Consider the following 20,945-nt stretch of genomic DNA (forward strand, 5'->3'; position numbering starts at 1 on the left):
CTCATCCACGCGGGCAACGCGTGGAATCCGTCGATGTTCCGGCACGGCACTGTGAGGGAATTGGAACCGGCGGCGCTGCAATCGCAGCGCTCAACGCTCAGATCATCGCGGCGACTTTTTCCAGCCCGATGATGCGGGCAAGCGAGCGCACTTCGCTCTTCTGGTCCTCACGCAACTGGAACAGCAGCGGCATCGCCGCCGATTTCAATTGCTGAACTTCCGCGGATTCCGGATCGATCGGCACGCCCGTCGCATTCGGGTTGGCTTGGCGGCCCGCATGAATCTTGCGGGCGACGGCGCGCAGCGCGGTTTCCACCGGCGGCCAGTAGGACTCCTGCGACGCCGTCAATTTCAGGCGGTCCTTGATGCCGGCGATCTGGCCATCGCTCAGCAGCGCGTAGTTTTTCTGCGGCTGGGGCTTGGCTGCGGCCTTGGACTTGACTGGCGCAGGCGCTGGCGCCGCACTCGGCGCAGCGGTGGATGTCGTGGGCGGGACGGTGGGGGCCGCGATTTCCTTCGGCATGGCCATATCGACGGACGATGTCGAGGCATAGGCCCGGCGCAGGGATTCGTTCAGCGCGGGATCCCTGGGCTGGGGTTCAACCGCGGCGGTGGCGTAGCTTAGGACCGCTAGGCGATCCTTTTTGCCTTCCTTGTTCGAGACCGGCGCCTGGACGGTGGAAGCCGACGCCGATTCGAACCGGGCGGCAGGCACGCTGTCGCGGCCGAGAATGGCGGTGGCAGCGGCGCCGATCACGAGAAAGCAGATCAATGCGACGATAGTCATGGTTTTGGTCAAAAAGGTCTCCATTCCCGCCGACGTTTGGCCCTTTTGCCGAAAACTGGAGGATAATTGAGGCTATACGATGCCAATCGGCGGCCCGAGACGATCGAAAAGATGGAGAAATCCCGCAAAATCGCCTGGAATCAGGCCGCTGCGGCCAATTCATAGGCCTCCTGGATATCGGCAACGATATCAGAGGCTTCCCATAGGGCGTCGGGGGCGACCTGCTGCAGGGTGACGGTCCAGTTGCACTTGCGGCTGCGCGGCATGCTGACGACGTCGAATTCGATACCGCGGCACAGCGGATGCCGGTCGAGCGCAAACATCACCCGCCGCCGGATCTCCTCGAGGGTGGCCGGGGTCTTGGCGAAATACCGATCGAAATCCATCCACACCCCTTTCGATTTGCCGTCGGTCCGACCGTTGGCGGCGGACCATCGTCGGGGCTATTGTTGGGGCCGATATGGTTAACGGCGCGTTAAGCCTTCGGAACGGCAAGCGCCGGGACCCGAGCAAACGGCGGAGCGGAACAGCCCGGCATGGCTGAAGCGACATCCCAGACGACGTCAGTCGCCACCGGGCCATCGGTTCGCGCCGCGCTGGTGGCGACGATCGCGATTTCAGCCTTCACGCTGTCGATCGCAACGTTCGAACTGTCGATGGCGGACTGGCCCTCCGGCTTCGTCCTGCTTGTCATCGTGCCGCTGGTCGCGCTCGTGTTCTTCGGCTGCATCGTGTGGTCGGCTTCGCTGCTCCCAAAGATCCGAGCCAACGGCGCGAAGTTCGCCATCCCTTTCCTGATCTGCGCGCTGACGCTCGCCATTCTCGCCTATGCCCCGCTGCACCAGGTCGCTCTGCAGCAGAATTTCCGCTGGCACCGGACCGACCGCGAACGGATCGTGGCGCGGGTCGAAGCCGGCAAACTGAAACCCAACGTCTCCTACAACAAGAACCTGGTCGCGCTCGGCGACCGCGGGCCCAACGTTTCCGTCGGCAACGACATCGTCGTCGACGAGACGGAAGAAGGCACCTATGTGCTGTTTTTGACCTCACGCGGCCTGAAGCACTACTTCACCGGCTTTCTGCACGTGCCGCCGGGCGGCGATCCCAAAAACTTCTTCGAATTCGCCGACAAGCCGCCGAGCCGGCTCGAGCGCTATGAAGAGAATTGGTATTTCGTAGCGAATTAGGCGGCTTTCGCGCGAAGTGAGCCGCCGGCAACCGCACCTAACGCGATGCCGCCGATGATCAGCGCCATCGCCAGAAATAACGACGGCTCGAGCGGCTCGTTCAGCATCACGGTTGCGCTGACGATCCCGAGGAGTGGCGTCGCCAGCAGGCACAGCGATGTGGTGACGGCCGGCAGGCCGCGGTTCACCATTGTCATTGCCCAGTTGGCGAATGCTGTGCAGACGATTCCGCTATAGAGCATCAGGCCGGCGAGACGCGCCGTCCACATGATGTGCGGCGGGCCTTCCACAAGCCACGCGATGAGTGACAGCAGCGCCGCCGCCAGCAGCACTTGCCAGAACACGAGCTGAAAGGGTGTCGAGATCCATTTGTGCGCGCGGACGTAAACGATGTTGCCGGCCCAGCAGAACGCCGCGAGCAGGATCAGACCGCTGCCGAACAGCGCGTTGCGGTCACCCCAGTTCAGCGTCTGCGGATTGAAGATGACCGCGAGGCCCGCCAGGCCGCAGCCGATACCGATCGCGCGCCGAGGCGTGATCTGCTCCGACAGGAACATGGCTGCTCCGATCGCGACCCATAGCGGCGTCGTATAGCCAAGCACGATCGCCCTGCCCGCCGGCACGAATTGCAGCCCGGCCGCCACCAGCGCGGAAAACGCCACCAGGTGCAGAATCGATGTGCAGAACACCACCGGCAGATCGCCGCGCTTCGGGACGATGAACGCCCCCTGCGCCCACAACATCGGCGCCAGGGTTGCGGCGGCGATCATGCAGCGTATCGCCGTCGCCCAAAGCGGGGACACGTCGTGCACGATCATCTTCGTCACCGGCCAGTTGGTCCCCCACGCGAACACGACGCCGGCAAGCAGCGCCGCCGCGCTACGGGTTGAAAGTCCATTGGCCATCTCGAACAGGTCCCGTCATGAACCGATCTGCATTGCCTAGCCCTTCAACTGGCTCTAATGAAAGAACCAGTTTTGACGATTTGCTGGGGCCAGTTGTGGACGACCTGCTGCCCGGAATGCTGCATCTGGCGCGCGACGGCGGCGCGACCCTGACGCGCCAGCTCACCGATCAGTTGCGGCACCTCATCACGGAAGGACGCCTCGCGCCCGGCCAGCGCCTGCCCTCGAGCCGGCAACTGGCGCAATCGCTCGCGCTGTCGCGCAACACCGTCTCGTTTGCGGTCGAGCAATTGGCCGCGGAAGGCTATCTCTCGCTTGCCGCCGGCCGCCGTCCGATCGTCGCCGAAGGCCTGGCGCTCGATCGCCGCAACATGTCGCCGCGAAGCAGCTGCGCCGGCAACGCGCGGGTAAAGCTGTCGTCCTGGGCACGCATCTTGCTGCGGGCGGACTGGCCGCCCGTTCATGACGGACGGCCGCGGCCGTTTCAGCCCGGGCTGGCGGATGAGCGCGAGTTTCCGCACGATGTGTGGAGCCGCTGCCTGCGGCGCGCGGCGCGAAACGCGCCGCTGCGCCGTGACCGGCCCATCAACCATGCACCTCTGCAGGAAGCGCTGCTCGGGCATCTCGTGGTTCATCGCGGAATCAAGGCCAAGGCCGACCAGATATTGATCGTGCCGACGGCGCAATCCGGCCTGACGCTGGTCGCCAATGCGCTGCTTGAGCGCGGCGATCACGCCTGGATCGAAAGCCCGGGCTATGGCGGCGCCAACGTCGCATTGCATGCCGCCGGCGCCATCGTTTCCGCCATACCGCTCGACGCACAAGGCATGGCCGTCTCATCCCGCAAGGAGACGCCGCGGCTGATCTTCGTCACGCCGTCGCATCAATATCCGACCGGGCGGCTGATGCCGATCGGCCGCCGTCTCGAACTTTTGCGTTTCGCCGAAGCCACGGGCGCCTGCATCATCGAGGACGACTATGACGGCGAATTTCATTATGAGGCCCGCCCGGTAGCCGCATTGCAGGGGCTCGCAACATCGCCGCGCGTGTTCTATCTTGGCACCTTTTCGAAGGCGACGTATGCGGACATCCGCCTCGGTTACCTCGTGGTGCCGGAAACGCTGATCGAGGTCTTCGAACGCGCGCAGCGCCACATGGGAATGCTGACGTCGATCACGATGCAGGATGCGCTGGCCGAGTTCATCGCATCCGGCGCCTATCTCGGCCACGTCAAGAGAATGACGCGTCTTTACAAGGGCCGGCGCGACCGCATGCTGCAGGCGCTTGCCGCGGAGGCCGGCGACCGTCTCGCGATCGAAGCCCCGGCCGGCGGCATGCAATTGCTAGCACGGTGCAGCGTACCGGCAAGCGACCGGCAATTGTCCGCGCGCCTGCTCGACGCCGGCGTCGCCAGCCGGCCGTTATCGAGCATGCTGTATCATAGGACAAATGAGCAGGGCCTGTTTCTCGGCTTTGCGGCATGGAATGAAAAAGAGATCGACCAAGCGGCGCGCATCGTTGGTCGAATCCTGCGTTGACACACACGGATGATCTTGCGTGACGAACTAGCCTGCCGCTCGCCGGGGCTGCGCATTCGCGGTGGCGTCGGCGGGCGCAGGAACCTGCATCAGAACGGTTTGGCTAGCGGGTGCGATTTCCACGCCGCACTCCTGGAATCGCCGCTTCATGCGGCGGTTGAATTCCCGCTGCACCGGCCAGCGGCCGGCATCGGTGCAGCGGATCTGGCCGACGATCGAAGCCATCGAGCCGTCCACCTTGTCGACGCCCCACAGCTCGAGATCGCCGCGGATCAGGTGCTGAAATTCGGGCTCGCGCCGCATTTCGGCGACGATGTCCTTCAGTATCTGGCCGGCACGGTCGGTGTCTTCCTTGTAGGCCACGTTGACGCTGACGGCCGCATTGCCGGCGCCGCGGCTTGAATTGGTGATCGTCGTCACCGCGCTGAACGGCACGATGTGCACCGAGCCGTCACCGGCCCGCAGGCGAAGCGTGCGGATCGAGACGTTCTCCACCACTCCCGACAGGCCTGACAGCGTGACATTGTCGCCGACCTGGACAGTGTTCTCGAGCAGCAGAAACAGCCCGGTGATAAGATCCTGCACCAGTTTCTGCGAGCCGAAGCCGATGGCGATACCGACGATGCCGGCACCCGCGAGCAATGGCGCAACGTTGACGCCGATTTCGCTGAGCGCCGTCAGGCCGACCACGGTGACGATCAGGCACAGCAGCGCCGTTCGCAGCATCGGCTGAAAGGTACGCAGCCGCGCTGCGCGCACGTAGTGCCCCTCGCGCGAGAGCGCGTTGATCTTGCGGTCCAGCAACGCGTTGCTGATTTCCCAGATCGCGGCAGCAGCCAGCGCTGCAATGCCGACGGTGACCACCGCCGACAACAGCCGGCTGCCGATCTGGCCGCCATAGAACCAGACAATGGCGTTGATGCCCCAGACTTCCAGCAGCGCCACGAAGCCGATGAAGGCAATCACGGCCGAGACGATGTTGCGCAACAGCGGAAGATAGCGGTTGGCGCGGGTCTCCAGGCCCGGAAAGCGGCGTTTGAGATCCGGGCTGATGCGAAAGCCGCGGTCGATCAGGCTCAGCACCAGGATGGTGGCGAGACGCACGATCAGCACGACCGCGATGGTGCCGACGAAATATTGCAGCAGCAGCGAGTAGCCGTTGCGGATGTTGAGCGCCCAAACCGCCCACAAGGCGAGGTCGAGTGCGATGGCAAGATAGTGCCAGAGACCGGCGACGCGATTGCGCACCCTGGCGGCGATGCCGTCGCGGCCAGCCGGTGCGCGAATGGCGTCGGCAACCTGCCTTCGACACTGCAGGATGACGACGACGACGAAGAGATGCACCACCAGCATCACCAGGCGCAGCAACGCGGCGTAGCCGGCGCGGTGCAGGCCCAGCAGCAGCGCCACATTGGCGAAGGCAATTCCCGAGACGGCGACGGTGACGATGCGCCGCGCCCATATCTCGATATAGGCCGCGGTCTCGGCGCGAACGCGAAACAGGCCAAAGGGCCCGGCCAGCGCCCGTACCACGCAGATCAGCCCGCGCGTCAGCGCATAGGCGTTGACGACCGCGAGGATCACCAGCCGGGTGGTTGCGAGATCGCCGATCCCGGTGCCCAGCAACATCGTGGCGATACCGATAAAGGCAAGCACCGGGAGCAGTTCTAGCACGAGGCGCCCGAGCACGAACGGCAGCCTGACCAGCGATTGCCAGGTGCGCGCCAGGCTGAGCCGCCGCCGATGCTGCGCGGGCGCCGCGGCAATATCCGCGACAGACGATGGCGGATCGGCTATCGCGAGCGTCGTTACCGGAGCCTGCGCCGTTTGCGGAAGCCGCGCTTCGAGGAGTGCCACCGGCCGCTTGATGAGGCGGAAAACCAGCCATTCGGCGGCAAATGCGCAGAGGAACACCAGCGCCAGCTTCCACGCGATATCGAGCAACTCATGATAGGCGGACGGATCGTTGGCGGTCCGCACGAACCAGTAATAGAACGCCCGAAAATGCGTCAGCGTCCGCACCACGTCGGCAACATCGCGCGAGATCTCGCCGACTTGCTCGGACACCGTCAGCAGGAGCTGTGCGCCGAGGCTGTCCGCCGTGAGCGGCATCGCGGATTTCGGCTCGCCGGCCGGGGCTTGCGGTGGCTGCGAGGCACTGGCGATCGCGCGTAGCGTCTCGATGACTTGCGCGCGCTTCTTGTCATCGGAAAGCGTATCGAGCGCCCGCTTCGCCTGATCGGGCGTCAGGACGTCAGCTTTATCGGTAGCGGCGGCAGGCGCAGCGCCGGGCTGCGCGAAAACCGGGAAGGCAAACAGCGCGCAGGTGAGCAGGATCGCGGGGAAGAGCTTGTGCGACACGAAGGCCTCGCTGAATAAAATGCGCCCGGCGACGAAACCTGGAGTCGGTCTCGCCTTCGTGCGTGCGTCATGTCGGATTGCCTGTTTTCGCCGCTATCCTGTGTCGGAAGTTTGCCTGTGCGGCGACTTTCTCTTGGCATTTCTCGCATCGCAATGATGCCGCAGCGCTTGAACCGCCGGGAACTTCAAAGGGCTGCAAAATGAAAGCCGGAGCCTAAGACCTAGCGAGGTTTTCCGCGCGCGGCGGCCGCCCGATATTCCGCGAGCGTGCGCCCCACCATTTCGTCGACGGAAAGAATCTCCGTCACGCCCGAAACGGAATGTCCCGCGCTCCAAATAGCCTTCCAGCGTTTCGGGCGGTTCTCGCGCGCGCCGATGTCGATATCCTTGCCGATATCGATCGCGCCCCGCTCGGGAAGATCGTCCGGATCGAGGCCGGCGGCCTCGATCGAGGGGCGCAGCATGTTAGTCTGCAGGCCCGTGAATGCCTTGGTCAGCAGGATGTCGTCGGCGCTGCTGGCGACCAGCATCTCCTTGTAGCGCGCGTCCGCCATGCTCTCACGCGTGGCGATGAATTTGGTACCCATATAGGCGAGATCGCAGCCGAGCGCCTCGGCCGCGCGCAAGGCGTGACCATCCGCGATGCCGCCCGCCAGCACCAGGGGTCCGTCGAAGAAGGCCCGCACCGCGCGCACGAACACGAAGGGATTGAGCCAGCCGGTCTGGCCGCCCGCGCCTGCCGTCAGCAGCACCAGCCCGTCGGCACCGGCGGCGACCGCGCGTTCGGCATGGCGGATGGATGCAACGTCGGCAAACACCAGCGCGCCGGCATCGCGCAACGGCTTCAATACCGGTGCCGGCGAGCCGACCGAGGTGATAACCATTTCCGGCCGGTGACGCAGCAGCACCTGCAGATCCTGCTCCAGCCGCGCATTGGAGCGATGCACGATCAGATTGGCGCATACAGGCGCCGCGGGCTTGCCGCTCGCGTCCGAGTGCTCCTTCAGCCGGTCATCGATATCCGTCAGCCATTGATCGAGCTGTTCGGGGTTGCGGCAATTCACCGTGGGAAATGCGCCAATCACGCCGTTGCGGCAGGCGGCTACCACCAGCTCGACGCCGGAGACGAGAAACATCGGCGCCGCAATCAGCGGCAGGCTGAGACGATCGCGAAAGCGCGCGAGAGAATCGATCGACGGCAAGATGTTCTTCCTAACTTGAGCCGCTTGCCCGTTGTGCTAGCGTTCATCCAACATTGGCACGAGCGAAGGCCAATTACAAAACCAGGCGGGAGGAAGAAAGATGGGGAATCCGCTCTACGCATTTCCGACGGCCTGCGAGCAGACGTTGCGGGCGCTGGCGCGGTACCCGGAGCGCACGGCGTTCGCCTGGCCGGGCGGATCGATCACCTATCGCGGCGCGAGCGACATGATCGGGCGCATGCAGAGCGTCTTCATGCAGCTCGGCTTTGCGCCCGGCACCCGCGTCGCATTCCTCACCGCCAACCGCGCCGACACCTGGTGCGCTGGCGTTGCCGCGCAGTTGGCGCGGCTTGCAATTACCTGGCTGCATCCTTTGGGTTCGCTAGACGACCAACTGTTTCAGTTGGAAGACTCTGAAACGCAGATGCTGGTGGTTGACGGCGTCACCTTTCGCGATCGCGGCGGCGAACTCGCCGCCAAAGCGGCCGGCGTGAAGACGGTGTTCACGCTTGGCCCCGCCGGCTACGGCGCCGATCTCTTGCAGGCGATTGAAGCCGCAGGCAGCGTCAGGGCACGCAGCTTCGCCAGTCCCGACGACATCGCCACGCTCAATTACACCGGCGGCACCACGGGCAAATCCAAGGGCGCGCTGCGGCACCACCGGGAATATGGCGGCTGGGCCAGTGCGATCCTCGCCGATTTCGAAATTCCGGATACGCCGCGCTATCTCACCGTCGCGCCGATCAGCCATGTCGCGGGGACAAAAGTGGTGCCGACGCTGATGCGCGGCGGCACCGTACACATGCTGAAAGGCTTTGATCCCGAAGCCGTGTTCAAGACCATCGAGCGCGAGAAGATCAATTTCACGCTGTTCGTGCCGACGATGATCTACGTGATGCTGGATCACCCGACGCTCAACAAGACCGACCTCTCCTCGCTTGAACTCTTGCTGTACGGCGCGTCTGCGATGTCGCCGAGCCGGCTGGTCGAAGGCATCGAGCGGATCGGGCCGGTGTTCTCGCAGCTCTACGGCCAGACCGAGTGCTATCCGGTATCCGTGCTGCGCAAGGCCGACCATGATCCCAGGACGCCGGAGCTGTTCCTGTCCTGCGGATTCCCGATCGCCGCCTGCCAGGTGAAGATCCTCGACAATGACGACCAGGAAGTCGCAACCGGTGAGGCCGGCGAGATCTGCGTGCGCGGCACGCATGTAATGGCGGAGTACTGGAGACGGCCGGACACCACCGCGGAGACGCTGAGGAACGGCTGGCTGCACACCGGCGACATCGCGCGATCGGACGAACGCGGCTACATGTTCATCCTCGACCGCAAGAAGGACATGATCGTCTCCGGCGGCTTCAACATCTTTCCGCGCGAGGTCGAGGATGTCCTGTCGCAGCATGCCGACGTCGCCATGGTCGCCGTGGTCGGCGTGCCCGACGATAAATGGGGCGAGGCCGTCACCGCCGTGATCGTCGCCCGCGAAGGCGCGCGGCCGAATCCGGACGAGCTGATCAACCTCGTGAAGGCGAAGAAGGGCCCGACGCACGCGCCCAAGCACATCAAGTTCGTTAACGAGTTGCCGATGACCGGCGTCGGCAAGGTGGACAAGAAGGTGCTGAAAGCAGCCTTCTGGACCGGGCGGGAGCGGATGGTGGGGTAGCAAGTAGCTCGGTCGGAACCTCACCTTTCAAAGCCATCCCCGTCGTCCTGAGGCGCGAGCCAACGGGTCCGCACCTCAGGATGACAGGTTGAGATGTACGGCAAATCGATCGAGGATCGATGCCTTCGTCAGCCAGCCATGCGCCTCTCGCCGGGCGCCTTCGACTTGTCGAAATTGTTGGGCACTTCGATATCGACTTCGAGCGTCGATACCGTCTTGCCGCGCTCCAGCTTGACGATGACCTTGTCGGGATCCAGCGCCACGTGTTTCGACACGACAGCGAGAATCTCCTCCCGCAGCGTAACGAGCAGGTCGGACTGGCCGAGCAGTCCGCGCTCATGCGCCAGCAGAATCTGCAGCCGCTCCCGCGCAACCGGAGCGGACGCGTTGCGGCCACCGAACAGCCGCAGCAGGTTCATGCTCATGCAGCTCTCCGTCCCAGCAGCCGGTTCATGAAGCTCTTGCGCTCGGCCGGCACCACCATGGCGACTTCCTCGCCCATCAGGCGACGCGAGGCGTCGATATAGGCGCGGGCCGGCGCACTCTCAGCATTGTTGAGCGTCACTGGCGTGCCGACATTGGACGCCTTCAGAACGTCCTGGCTCTCGGGAATGATGCCGATCAGCGGCGTTGCGAGGATTTCCAGGATATCGTCGATGTTGAGCATCTCGCCGCGCGCCGCACGCGCCGGATCGTAGCGGGTGATCAGCACATGCTTTTCCACCCGCTCGCCGCGCTCCGCCCTCACCGTCTTCGAATCGAGCATGCCGATGATGCGGTCGGAGTCGCGCACCGAGGACACTTCGGGATTGGTGACGATGACGGCCTCGTCGGCATAGCGCATGGCGAGCGTCGCGCCGCGCTCGATGCCGGCCGGGCTGTCGCACAGGATCCAGTCGAATCGACTTCTCAGCTCGGCGATGACGCGGCCGACGCCCTCGTCGGTGAGCGCATCCTTGTCGCGGGTCTGAGAGGCCGGGAGCAGCCAGAGATTTTCCAGCCGCTTGTCGCGGATCAAGGCCTGCGGCAGCTTGGCCACGCCCTGCACCACGTTGATGAGGTCGAACACCACGCGGCGTTCGGCGCCCATCACCAGATCGAGGTTGCGCAGGCCGACGTCGAAATCGACCACCACGACGCTTTGCCCGCTTTGTGCAAGCGCCGCGCCGAGCGCGGCCGTCGAGGTAGTCTTTCCAACGCCTCCCTTGCCCGAGGTAACGACCAGGACCTTGGCCATACTTGATCTCCTTAGCCGGTTAATTCAGCGGGGTAATTTTCATGGTGTCACCCTCCAGCCAGGCCTGCGCCGGGCGATTGCGGAGCGCAACGTCGATTTCTTCTGCAGTCTGGTAGTAGCCGTCGATGGCGAGCAACTCCGCCTCGATCTTTTGGCAATAGATCCGTGCGGCTGAATTGCCGTTGACGCCGGCCATCGCGCGGCCGCGCAGCGTGCCGTAGATGTGGATCGATCCGCCGGCGACGATCTCAGCGCCCGACCCGACCGAGCCCAGAATGGTTACATCGCCTTCCATGAAGACGATGGACTGGCCCGAACGCACCGGGCTGTCGAGCAGCAGCGAGGTCGGTTTCGGCTTCTCAGGCTCCGACTTCTGCGCCGGCTCGCTTCGCGTGATCACGCAGGCACGGCCGCCGGTCAGCAAGGGCGGCATGTTGGCGCTGAGGCGGTCTTCCCCCACACCCTCGATGCCGAGAACGCGGATGTTGCGCTCGTTGAGACTGCCGACGAGATGGGCGATGGCGGAGCTTGAGAGGTCGACGGCTGAGAGATCGAGCACGATCGGCTTCCCGACGAAGTATCCGGGCGAGCGCGCCAGCGTGGCGTCGATCTCGGCGAGCCACTCCACGATCGGCACGACGGGGCTGAATACGAATGCGACATACGAACGGCCGCGCAGCCGGACCAGTTGACGCGTGGGATCCGCTCGGACGTCCATGATGTTCGACTCGCCTTTCTTATTGAATGGTTAACAATCGACCAACTTCGTTAACGAGTAATTAATGCGAAAACCCGCGCTGCGCGCAGAAAACGGCGCAACGGGCGGCGAATCCGGCGCATTTATGGCCGATTCTTGCTGCTGATCGCGGCGATGGCGCGCAAAACCCTATGAAAACAGGGGTCACGTGAGTTGTAGTTAACAAGCGCTCAACTTACTTTCGTCACGTTTCCGACCTAAATTAGTCCTCGCGCGGCTCCAACAAACTTATGTGTGCTGGCAGATCCTTGCGGTCTGGCAGCTCAATCCGTCGGGCAGACGGACATTTGCCGGCAGGGGACGAGGCAGTGCAAGTCGTGGGTGTTGAGTGGTCGCGAGATCCGATCTCGCAGACAGGTGTCGTCGGACGCAGGGACGACGCTTCGCACTTTGATTCAAATCTTCCAATCAAACCCGATAGCGGACGGAAAGCGGACGTGGATGATACCGCGCGCCTCTTCCGTCACCTGGAGCTTTTGTCCGATACGTCCGCAGCCGTTTCGCCGCCAAGCAATCCGCCGGGCAATCCGCCAAGTGTCATGAGGAGTAACGGTATGAGTAGTGTGAGTGAGCAGGACCATATCAATCCCCGCGATCCCCTGTACTACGCGCCGCGCTCGCTACGTGAGCGGTCGGCTTCCCAGCGCGATGCCGGCCCCGCGACGACGCCGTTTTCTCCGGCATCGTTCGACTCCCAGCTCGAGAGCGCCGTATCCGATGCGCTGCGCCACCCCCTCGATCCCGAGATCATGCGCGAACCTCAACTGGAATCGAAGAAGGCGTTGTGGAGCGTCGCAGCGCGTTTTGGTGCCGCCATCGGCGTCTCGGCTCTCGTGGCGCTGTTCTTCGTCGTGCTCGTGCCGGGGTCGCGGCAGAGCGACGGTGAGCCGTCAGCGCCCTCCGGCATCGTGCAGTCGATCAAGGCTGCCCTGTTCCAGTCCGGAGAGGTTTCGCCAAAGCCTGCAATCAGCGAATTCCAGGCCGTTCTCGCCTCCACGCCACCGAGCGCCTCGCCTGCGTCCGAGCAGTCCCAGTTGCTCAAGCAATTCATGCAATGGCGCGAGAAGCCGGATCCGGCGACGCCACAACGCGCCAACCCATGATTCAGATGGAGGGGACAATGCCTGAGAACCGACTTGTAGCGATCTTGTTCTCAAGGAGTTTGCCATGACCTCGCACCGGATCGCCTTGCTGGTCGGGGCCGTGCTCTTCGGAATCGCAGGCAGCGCCCAGGCTGCCGGCGACATTGCGATTGTGCGCGATCTTGCAGGCCGCGTCGGCCCCGTGATCGGCTCTGCCCAGGCCTGCCGCGACATTGCGCGTTCCCGCACGCAGACCATCGTCGACAAGTTTTCACAGGTGATCCGTGAAGCCTCGTCGAACGAGGCGGAGCGTTCTGATCTCACCCAGACGTTCGATCGCAGCGTGGCCGATGGCCGCGCCGCTGTTAGCTCGGGCAAAATTGATTGCATCCGGGCCGATCGTCAGCTTGCCGATCTCGAACGCTCGATCTCGGGGCCGAGCCTTTCAAGTGTCATTGGCCCGTCCCCTGCTGCCGCGGCAACGGCAGCGAACGCGGCAACCGCGCCGACGGCCCCGGTTCCGACCGGCCCGCTGCCACGCGGCATCGGCGAAAAGGAAATCCGCTTCGGCATCGCAGCCCCCTTCTCCGGCTCGGCCCGTGAGCTGGGACGCCAGATGAAGCTCGGAATCGAAACCGCCTTCAACCGGATCAACGATGCCGGCGGCGTCGACGGGCGAATGCTCAAACTGTACGCCGCCGACGACGGCTACGAGCCGTCGCGCACCGCGGAAGCGATGAAGCAGCTCTATGAAAAAGACCAGGTGTTCGGCATCGTCGGCAATGTCGGCACGCCGACAGCGGCGGTGGCGATCCCCTATGCGCTCGAACGCCGGATGCTGTTCTTCGGGGCCTTCACCGGCGCCAACATCCTGCGCAACGATCCGCCGGATCGCTACGTGTTCAACTACCGCGCCAGCTATGTTCAGGAAACCGACGCGGTCGTCCGCTACCTCGTCAAGATACGCCGGCTGCAGCCCCGGCAGATCGCGGTGTTTGCGCAGCAGGATTCGTACGGCGACGCCGGATTTGCCGGGGTCGCCAAGGCGTTTCGCTCCATGGGCGTGAACGACGGCGCCATCCTCCGGCTCAATTATGCGCGAAACACCGTCGACGTCGACGACGCGATCAACCAGTTGAAGCTCGCGAAGCCGCCGATCAAGGCCGTCGTCATGGTGGCCACCTATCGGGCCGCGGCGCGGTTCATCGAGAAGACGCGCGACCTCTATCCGGGGATGATATACTCCAACGTCTCGTTCGTCGGCTCTACCGCGCTTGCCGAAGAATTGAAGCTGTTGGGACCGCGTTATACGAACGGCGTGATCGTGACGCAGGTGGTGCCGGCGGTGTCGGGCTATTCGTCCGCCGTGCTCGAATACAAGAATGCGCTCGCCAAGTATTTCCCAGGCGAAGCGCCCGACTACGTTTCGTTCGAGGGCTATGTCGCCGCCAACGTCCTGATCGCGGGCATCAAGCGGACCGGCCCGCAGATCGATACGGAGAAGCTGATCGACACGCTGGAGACGATGCGCAATCTCGACCTCGGTCTCGGGACCCAGCTCAGCTTCGGCCGCTCCGAGCACCAAGCCTCGAACAAGGTGTGGGGCACGGCACTCGACGAAAGCGGGCGTTACCAGCCGATCGATCTCGAATGATTGAAGGAGGCCGCAATCTCGGTGATTGCGGTCCCTTTACGTACCCGACCCCGCGCAGTCAGCGCTTCTCGATGACGAGACTCTGGATCGCGCAGCCGAAATAGCCACGCTCGTCGGCAAGCCGCGCCATGGCGAGCCCCGCGCCGTCGGGACCGATCCAGGACTCGGCATCGAGCAGGATCCAATCGCCGACCGGCTCTCGCGCAAAATTCACGGTCAGGTCGGCGTTGAGAAACGTCCATTCGCGAAAATCCAGCACGGCCGAGGTGCCGTTGCAGAAATCCGCCGCCACCATCGCCCGCATTGCCTGCGATACCGGCGCGCCGTCCACGATCGGCCGGTCGACGCGATACCAGATCGCACCAGGGCCGGGTACGCCGAACCGGCCACGCGCGGCACGCAGCGACATGCCTGATACGAACGGGCTGGAAGAAAAATCCGCGGGCTCGACGCGCGATTGATCCGGCCCCGGAAGCTCGACCCGCAGGATCGCCGCCTCCGGCGGCAATTCGTGAGCCTGCACCTTGATCTTCAGCACTGTCGCGCCGACCACGACAACGCCTTTGGCGAGCAGCCTCACCGCACAGAGCTGGATCTTGCGCCCCTCGCGCAAGACCTCGCTCTCGATGGTCAGCGGCGCCACCGGCACGGGGCGCATCAGGTCCACGGTCACGCGCGCAACCCGCATCGCGACCGGCGTCGGAATCCGCTCCGCCGCCCACACCACCAGCGCCGCCGGCGGCGAGCCGTGCTGCATGCTCGGGTCCCATGGCCCCGCTGCAAAGGGGCTGGTGACGACGTCGTTGCCGTCAACACGAAAAATGCCGTCCATTGAATGAGAAGTCCTGTCGATCAAGGGACGAGCTTCTTGCCTGCTTCAGCGGGACGAGTCGAGCCCGCGGCAGGCAGAGCACCGGCGACATTCGCGGGAGACGACGAGCAACGCGGCGCGTCAAATGAACGCCATGCCGCCATTGAGGACGATGGTCTGCCCGGTCATGTAGCTGTTGCCGAGCACCATCGCGACGGCTTGTGCGACTTCCCCGGCCTGGCCCATGCGGCCGAGGGGGATGTTGCGCGCCAGATCGGTGCGGCCGCCCATCATGTCGGTCTCGATCAGCGACGGCGCCACCGCGTTGACGGTAATGCCTTCCTTGACGAGGCGCGCTGCATAGCCGCGCGTCAGTCCTTCCATGCCGGCCTTGGAGGCGTTGTAGTGCACGCCGATGGCGCCGGCGCCGCGCGCTGCGCCCGAGGAGATATTGACGATGCGGCCCCATTTGCGTGCCCGCATCGCCGGCACAACCGCCTGCGTGCACAGGAACGCCGATTTCAGGTTTACCGCGATGGTGCGGTCGAAATCGTCCTCGGTGAGATCGTCGACGCCGCGCACGATCGCGACACCTGCATTGTTGACGAGAATGTCGATCGGGCCGAGCGCGGAGGCTACCTGCTCGACCAAGTTGGCAACAGCCGCCGCCTGCGAGACATCGGCCGCGACCGCGATGGCGCGGCCGCCGTTGGCCTTGATCCGGGCGACGACGGCATCGGCATCATCAGCGCGCTCGCGGTAATTGACCGCGACCGCGGCGCCGGCTTCGGCAAGCGTCAAGGCAACCGCCGCGCCGATACCGCGGGACGCTCCCGTCACCAGCGCGACCCGCGCGCTCAAGTTCTGTCCGGCCATCACCGATGCTCCGTCGCCTTTGTGGCGGCGCGACCCGCAAGGCACCTCACAACGCGGGGTCGACCGCCTCGTCATATTCCTTCTTGAACCGCGCGATCAGCTCGGCGGCCGGCACCACCTTGCCGATGCCGCCGATGCCCTGACCAGAGCCCCAGATCTCCTTCCATGCCTTCGGCTTGGCGCGCTCGCCGGAGGCGTCGGTGCCAAAACTCATCTTGGAGGGGTCGGAGGTCGGCAGGTCGTCGGGATTAAGGCCGGCCTTGACGATTGACGGCTTGAGGTAATTGCCGTGCACGCCGGTAAACAGGTTCGAATAGACGATGTCTTCCGCCGACGACGACGTGATCATCTCCTTGTAGGCTTCGACCGCATTAGCTTCTTGGGTGGCGATGAAGGCGGAGCCGATATAGGCGAAGTCGGCGCCGAGGATGCGCGCCGCACGGATGGCGCGGCCATTGGCGATCGCGCCCGACAGCGCGATCGGTCCGTCGAACCAGGCGCGCGTTTCTTCGACGAAGGCGAGCGGCGAGATCGTGCCGGCATGGCCGCCGGCGCCGGCCGCAACCAGGATCAGGCCGTCGGCGCCTTTCTCGATCGCCTTGTGCGCGAATTTCTGGTTGATCACATCGTGAAAGACGATGCCGCCCCAATTATGCGCCGCCTGGTTGAGATCCTCGCGCGCGCCGAGCGAGGTGATCAGCATCGGCACCTTGTACTTCTCGCAGGCCGCGAGATCGTGATCGAGTCGGTTGTTGGACTTGTGAACGATCTGGTTCACCGCGAACGGCGCCGACGGCCGCTCCGGATGTGCCTTGTCGTATGCCGCGAGTTCTTCCGTGATCCGCGCCAGCCACTCGTCGAGCAGCGAAGCTGGCCGCGCGTTCAGCGCCGGAAACGATCCGACCACGCCGGCCTTGCACTGGGCGATCACGAGATCGGGCACGGAGATGATGAACAACGGCGACCCGATCACGGGTATCGACAGGCGGCCCTTGAACAGCGCGGGCATGGACATTCGAAACGATCCTTTGGTTATTCAGGCAAACGATTGGCTCTAGAGATGCCAGACATCATACCAACCAATAAGGCAATCTTTCCAGTGTCAAGTATTGCGTTTTAACGCTGCGAGACGACGGAACGACCGCTACTGACAGAGCGCCCTCGTCACGTAATTTTCAGTCTTGCAATCGCCAGACTGCCGCTTGTAGCCGGGCAGGAACACTTTCGGCGAGCATTTCTCGGCCGCGTCCGTATCGAGGCTTTTGCCTTCCTTGTAGCCCTTGCTCTGGCACAGCCGGTCGGCGCCGGCCTTGCAGTCCGGCGCACCGTTGGCGGCCACCAGACACGCCGCACGCCCACTCACCATGGTCGAAGGCTTGGCCAGGTTCGACAGGCTACCGCCGGTACCCTTGGCGCCCGCATTGAAGTCCTCGACGGTCTCGCTTGGGATCTTCAGCGACGGCAGCAGCGATTTGGATTTCTCGAACAACTTTCCGATTTCGTCGATCAAACCCGGATTTTCCTGGCGCGGCGCTTGCTGCGGCTCAGTCTGCTGCCGCTCGGGCTGCGCCGGCACCGGCTGCTGGGCCGGCGACTGCAGGCCGAGCGAGGGCTGCGATCCGGCTTGCGACCAGCCAGCATCGGGAGCGATCGCAAGCACGGATACAACGAGGCCAACGGTCGCGCGTTGCGTCCCGAATAGCTTGATCAAACGGCCGATTCGATCGGACATGAAACGAAACGTAACCTGAAGCCGGGATGCCGGCAAAGCGCTAGACCAGCTTGAACGCGGCGTAAAAGCCGAGCACCAGGACAATGGCACCGATGGCCACCCAGGTGCCAAGGCGCTTTTCCAGCTCGGCCCGGATCACGTCGCCATACTGGTTGAGCAGGACCGCAACAATGAAGAACCGCCCGCCGCGCGCCACGATCGAGCACAGTATAAACAGCCAGATGTTGTAGCCGGCAAACCCCGAAGTGATGGTCACGAGCTTGTAGGGGATCGGCGTCAGCCCCTTCAGCAGGATGATCACCGCGCCCCATTCGGCATAGGAAGCGCGGAAGGTTTCGACCTTGTCGCTGAGACCGTAGATCGTGATGAGCCAGTGCCCGATCGAGTCATAGAGCAACGCACCGATCGCGTATCCGACCACGCCGCCGGCAACGGATGCGATGGTACAGACGGTCGCAAACCACCACGCCTTCTTCGGCCGCGCCAGCGACATCGGCAGCAGCATGACGTCAGGTGGAATCGGGAAAAACGAGCTTTCCGCGAAAGATACGGCCGCCATAATCCACAGCGCGTAAGGCTTGTCGGCGGCGTCGATAAACCAGTCGTAAGTCCGTTTGAGCATGGGCGCATGAACCATCATGGAGCGGATTTGTCCATGCCGGAAAACGACGGAATTTGAGCGGATTTACTACCGCTTGCGTAAGGAACGGCCTTCCAGCGCGACAATTCGCCGCCGGACTGCGGGGCCTGCCGTCGCCTTGGGCAGCGGTTTGGTTGGCGCCGTTTTCGGCGACTTGACGGGCTTCGGCAGCTTCTCGGCGATGCCGAGCAGGTCCTCGCGCCGCTCCATTTCGCGCCAGACGTCCTCCGGCTTTACGCCGGCCGAAGCCCACAGCACGGTCAGGTTATAGAGCAGGTCGGCGCTCTCGCGGACCACCGCGTCGGCCTTGCCGTTGACGGCATCGATCACGACTTCGATGGCTTCCTCGGCGAGCTTCTTGGCCATCTTGGAGGGGCCGCGCTGAAACAGCCGGGCCGTGCGCGACGTGGCCGGGTCGAGGTCCCTGGCCGCGATAACAGCCTGATAAAGCCGTTCGAGCGAATCACTCATCCTGACAACCTAATGCAAAGCCATGGCCGGCGTGTTAACGGCCGCCGCTGCAACCAGAAAAAAATCCACCGGCCGAGGCGGCCGGTGGATTCATCTTTAACAGTTGCGATTCTAGCGATCGCGTTTACCAGCCGCCATAGTATGGGCCGCCGCCATAATAGGCGCGGGGCGCGTAGTAATACGGGGCCGGCCTGCCGTAATAAACCGGGCCGCCGCCATAATAGCCGTAGTGGCGGTCGTAGTAGTAGTCACGGCGGTTCTGGGTGGCCGCAATCGCAAGGCCGGTGCCGACGATGCCGGCAAAGGCCGCCGCTGCCGCCGCGCCACCTCCACCGCGATAATGCCTGCGGCGGGCGCTGATATCGGTCGCGTCGCTGGTCCCGGTCGAGGCCGTCACGCCCTTGCCCGACGGCGCGGAGCCCGCGAATGCCGTGGTTGGCGCGACTGCCGTCAGTGCAACGGCCACAACCGTCGCCACCGCGCTGGCGCGGCCGATCGATGAAAACACTCCTTTTCGCGCAAACATCTCGACGTCCTCCGTGGGAGCTGGCCTGACAGGCCTCAGATAGCTAACCACCGAGCGGATACTAGGTTCCCGAATCCGAACGGCGGCTGAACGATCCCTGGCAAAATCGTGGCAGTCATCGACCATTCAGGTTAGATGCTGCACAATAGCTCGCCTACCGGCTAGTCTGCCCTTGGCGATGTCACGAAACCGACATCGCCGGCGCGGCAACTTGACCCACCTCTTGCTGATGTCATCTCGATGCGTGCGATCAGGACCAACGCCATCCGCTCTCGCCTGAGCGTTCTCTTGGCTTTCCTTGCCGGGCTGTGCACCATTGCGGGCTTCACGGCGAATAGCGCCCTCGCCGCCGACGAACCTCGGCCTCCGCTCGCAATCCAGTTTTCGCTCGATCGCCCGATCGATGCCGCGGCGGCGCCGTTCGTGATGGCCGCCGCCGGCGGCCTGTACAGCGCTGAGGCGCTTGCGGTCACGACCAACATCGCCAGCGGATCGCCGGACGCGATTGCACGTGTCGCGGCAGGTACCAGCGATTTCGCTATGGTCGACGTCAACGCATTGATGCGGTTTCGCGACAAGGACAAGCAGGGCGGTCCCAGGATCAAGGCCGTGTTCGTGCTGTTCAACAAGGCGCCCTATGCCATCATCGCCCGCAAGAGCCGCGGCATCCGCGCGCTGACGGACATTGAGGGCAAGACTCTCGGCGTCGCCGAAGGCGACCTGTCGGCCCGGCTGTGGCCGGCGGTGGCGCACCAGAACAGCATCAAGATCAAGAGCGTGAAGCAAAGCAGCATCAGTGCCGCGGTGCGGGAGCCGATGCTGTCGGCAGGCCAGATCGATGCCGTGACCGGATTTTCCTATCTATCGGCGATCAATCTCAGGGATCGTGGCGTGCCTGCCGATGATCTGGCGGTGCTGAAATTCGCCGACTATGGCTGTGAAGCCTATGGTTTCGCTGTTATCGCCAATCCGGCGCTGGCGGCCGCCAAGCCGGAGGCGGTGAAAGGATTCGTGCGAGCCGTCATCGGCGGGTTGCATCTCACGGTCAAGGACCCCGAACGCGCCGCGACCGAGGTCGCAAATCGCATGGACGGTGGCTCGAAGGACCTCGAACTCGAGCGGCTGCAAAGCATTCTGCGCGACTACATCCTCACCAGCGAAGTGAAACGCAACGGCATCGGCGCCATCGATCCGGCACGCTTCGAACGCTCGATCGATCAGGTCGCGGACGACTTCAAGTTTCAGAAGCGGCCGCAGGCGTCAGACATTTTCGACGACCAGTTTCTGCCCCCGCTCAACAGCCGGCTGATTAATTGAGTACGCGTCCTGATCGCGCCGCCAGCGCCCGGGACTACCCCTCTCCCCAGCCCTCCCCCGCAAGGGAGGAGGGAGCCTGATGGGCGTGCTCACCTTACTTCTCACTCGCATGACGCGTGCTGAGGACATAGTTGGCATTCGTGAGAGAGACACCGTTGGATGGGCTCCCTCCCCCCTTGCGGGGGAGGGTTGGGGAGAG

At 64.0% G+C, this 20,945-nt stretch carries 21 protein-coding genes; 6 read left to right on the forward strand and 15 right to left on the reverse strand.

Annotated elements, in window-relative coordinates:
• Positions 1 to 97: 97 nt before the first annotated feature.
• Positions 98 to 799: a hypothetical protein gene (locus IVA95_RS01020; RefSeq protein ID WP_247508801.1), complete on the reverse strand. Its 702-nt coding sequence runs from the start codon at positions 797 to 799 to the stop codon at positions 98 to 100.
• A gap of 128 nt (positions 800 to 927) precedes the next feature.
• Positions 928 to 1,173: a hypothetical protein gene (locus tag IVA95_RS01025; protein WP_247508802.1), complete on the reverse strand. Its 246-nt coding sequence runs from the start codon at positions 1,171 to 1,173 to the stop codon at positions 928 to 930.
• A 150-nt stretch (positions 1,174 to 1,323) separates the two neighbouring features.
• Between IVA95_RS01025 and IVA95_RS01030 the strand changes: the two genes are divergently transcribed.
• Entirely contained in the window at positions 1,324 to 1,974 is a 651-nt protein-coding gene (locus tag IVA95_RS01030; protein ID WP_247508803.1) for a hypothetical protein, read from the forward strand.
• Here IVA95_RS01030 and IVA95_RS01035 read toward each other — a convergent pair.
• Complete coding sequence (locus IVA95_RS01035) at positions 1,971 to 2,879, reverse strand: DMT family transporter (RefSeq protein WP_213246540.1); 909 nt, start codon at positions 2,877 to 2,879, stop codon at positions 1,971 to 1,973. The genes IVA95_RS01030 and IVA95_RS01035 overlap by 4 nt on opposite strands.
• A gap of 95 nt (positions 2,880 to 2,974) precedes the next feature.
• Between IVA95_RS01035 and IVA95_RS01040 the strand changes: the two genes are divergently transcribed.
• Positions 2,975 to 4,417: a PLP-dependent aminotransferase family protein gene (locus tag IVA95_RS01040; RefSeq protein WP_247508804.1), complete on the forward strand. Its 1,443-nt coding sequence runs from the start codon at positions 2,975 to 2,977 to the stop codon at positions 4,415 to 4,417.
• Positions 4,418 to 4,444: 27 nt separating this feature from the next.
• On the opposite strand, the gene IVA95_RS01045 is transcribed toward IVA95_RS01040, so the two are convergent.
• A complete protein-coding gene (locus tag IVA95_RS01045; RefSeq protein WP_247508805.1) occupies positions 4,445 to 6,778 on the reverse strand; it encodes a mechanosensitive ion channel domain-containing protein in 2,334 nt (777 codons plus the stop codon).
• Positions 6,779 to 6,999: 221 nt separating this feature from the next.
• Positions 7,000 to 7,980 carry a nitronate monooxygenase gene (locus IVA95_RS01050; RefSeq protein WP_247508806.1) on the reverse strand — a complete coding sequence of 327 codons (981 nt, stop codon included), beginning with the start codon at positions 7,978 to 7,980 and terminating at the stop codon, positions 7,000 to 7,002.
• Between the two features lie 100 nt (positions 7,981 to 8,080).
• On the opposite strand from IVA95_RS01050, the gene IVA95_RS01055 reads away from it, so the two are divergent.
• Complete coding sequence (locus IVA95_RS01055) at positions 8,081 to 9,643, forward strand: AMP-binding protein (RefSeq protein ID WP_247508807.1); 1,563 nt, start codon at positions 8,081 to 8,083, stop codon at positions 9,641 to 9,643.
• A 128-nt stretch (positions 9,644 to 9,771) separates the two neighbouring features.
• Here IVA95_RS01055 and minE read toward each other — a convergent pair whose 3' ends face one another.
• The 3 genes from minE to minC are packed head-to-tail and all read right to left on the reverse strand — an operon-like array spanning position 9,772 to position 11,598.
• A complete protein-coding gene (gene minE, locus IVA95_RS01060; protein ID WP_213246534.1) occupies positions 9,772 to 10,068 on the reverse strand; it encodes a cell division topological specificity factor MinE in 297 nt (98 codons plus the stop codon).
• Positions 10,065 to 10,880, reverse strand: coding sequence for a septum site-determining protein MinD (gene minD / locus IVA95_RS01065; RefSeq protein WP_247508808.1), 816 nt, complete (start codon positions 10,878 to 10,880; stop codon positions 10,065 to 10,067). The genes minE and minD overlap by 4 nt, the downstream gene beginning before the upstream one ends.
• A 19-nt stretch (positions 10,881 to 10,899) precedes the next feature.
• Complete coding sequence (gene minC, locus IVA95_RS01070) at positions 10,900 to 11,598, reverse strand: septum site-determining protein MinC (protein ID WP_247508809.1); 699 nt, start codon at positions 11,596 to 11,598, stop codon at positions 10,900 to 10,902.
• A gap of 593 nt (positions 11,599 to 12,191) precedes the next feature.
• Between minC and IVA95_RS01075 the strand changes: the two genes are divergently transcribed.
• Both IVA95_RS01075 and IVA95_RS01080 read left to right on the forward strand, forming a co-directional pair.
• Positions 12,192 to 12,740, forward strand: a complete 549-nt coding sequence (locus IVA95_RS01075; protein WP_247508810.1) for a hypothetical protein — start codon at positions 12,192 to 12,194, stop codon at positions 12,738 to 12,740.
• 64 nt (positions 12,741 to 12,804) lie between these two features.
• A complete protein-coding gene (locus IVA95_RS01080; protein WP_247508811.1) occupies positions 12,805 to 14,373 on the forward strand; it encodes an ABC transporter substrate-binding protein in 1,569 nt (522 codons plus the stop codon).
• Positions 14,374 to 14,431: 58 nt separating this feature from the next.
• Here IVA95_RS01080 and IVA95_RS01085 read toward each other — a convergent pair whose 3' ends face one another.
• The 7 genes from IVA95_RS01085 to IVA95_RS01115 all read right to left on the reverse strand — a co-directional run bounded on the left by IVA95_RS01085 (position 14,432) and on the right by IVA95_RS01115 (position 19,429).
• Positions 14,432 to 15,205: a thioesterase family protein gene (locus tag IVA95_RS01085; protein ID WP_247508812.1), complete on the reverse strand. Its 774-nt coding sequence runs from the start codon at positions 15,203 to 15,205 to the stop codon at positions 14,432 to 14,434.
• Positions 15,206 to 15,325: 120 nt separating this feature from the next.
• Positions 15,326 to 16,060, reverse strand: a complete 735-nt coding sequence (locus tag IVA95_RS01090; RefSeq protein ID WP_247508813.1) for a 3-oxoacyl-ACP reductase family protein — start codon at positions 16,058 to 16,060, stop codon at positions 15,326 to 15,328.
• A 46-nt stretch (positions 16,061 to 16,106) separates the two neighbouring features.
• The gene (locus IVA95_RS01095; RefSeq protein WP_247508814.1) at positions 16,107 to 17,075 is read right to left on the reverse strand and encodes a nitronate monooxygenase family protein; all 969 of its coding nucleotides are present in this window, start codon (positions 17,073 to 17,075) and stop codon (positions 16,107 to 16,109) included.
• Positions 17,076 to 17,204: 129 nt separating this feature from the next.
• Positions 17,205 to 17,792 carry a hypothetical protein gene (locus IVA95_RS01100; protein WP_247508815.1) on the reverse strand — a complete coding sequence of 196 codons (588 nt, stop codon included), beginning with the start codon at positions 17,790 to 17,792 and terminating at the stop codon, positions 17,205 to 17,207.
• Between the two features lie 40 nt (positions 17,793 to 17,832).
• A complete protein-coding gene (locus IVA95_RS01105) occupies positions 17,833 to 18,414 on the reverse strand; it encodes a YqaA family protein (protein WP_247508816.1) in 582 nt (193 codons plus the stop codon).
• A 66-nt stretch (positions 18,415 to 18,480) separates the two neighbouring features.
• Positions 18,481 to 18,903, reverse strand: coding sequence for a phosphoribosyl-ATP diphosphatase (gene hisE, locus IVA95_RS01110; protein WP_247508817.1), 423 nt, complete (start codon positions 18,901 to 18,903; stop codon positions 18,481 to 18,483).
• 124 nt (positions 18,904 to 19,027) lie between these two features.
• Positions 19,028 to 19,429, reverse strand: a complete 402-nt coding sequence (locus IVA95_RS01115; protein ID WP_247508818.1) for a hypothetical protein — start codon at positions 19,427 to 19,429, stop codon at positions 19,028 to 19,030.
• 240 nt (positions 19,430 to 19,669) lie between these two features.
• On the opposite strand from IVA95_RS01115, the gene IVA95_RS01120 reads away from it, so the two are divergent.
• Positions 19,670 to 20,746, forward strand: coding sequence for an ABC transporter substrate-binding protein (locus tag IVA95_RS01120; RefSeq protein WP_247508819.1), 1,077 nt, complete (start codon positions 19,670 to 19,672; stop codon positions 20,744 to 20,746).
• Positions 20,747 to 20,945: the final 199 nt, after the last annotated feature.

Origin of the sequence: Bradyrhizobium sp. 157 (assembly GCF_023073815.1) — a bacterium.
Lineage (GTDB): Bacteria > Pseudomonadota > Alphaproteobacteria > Rhizobiales > Xanthobacteraceae > Bradyrhizobium.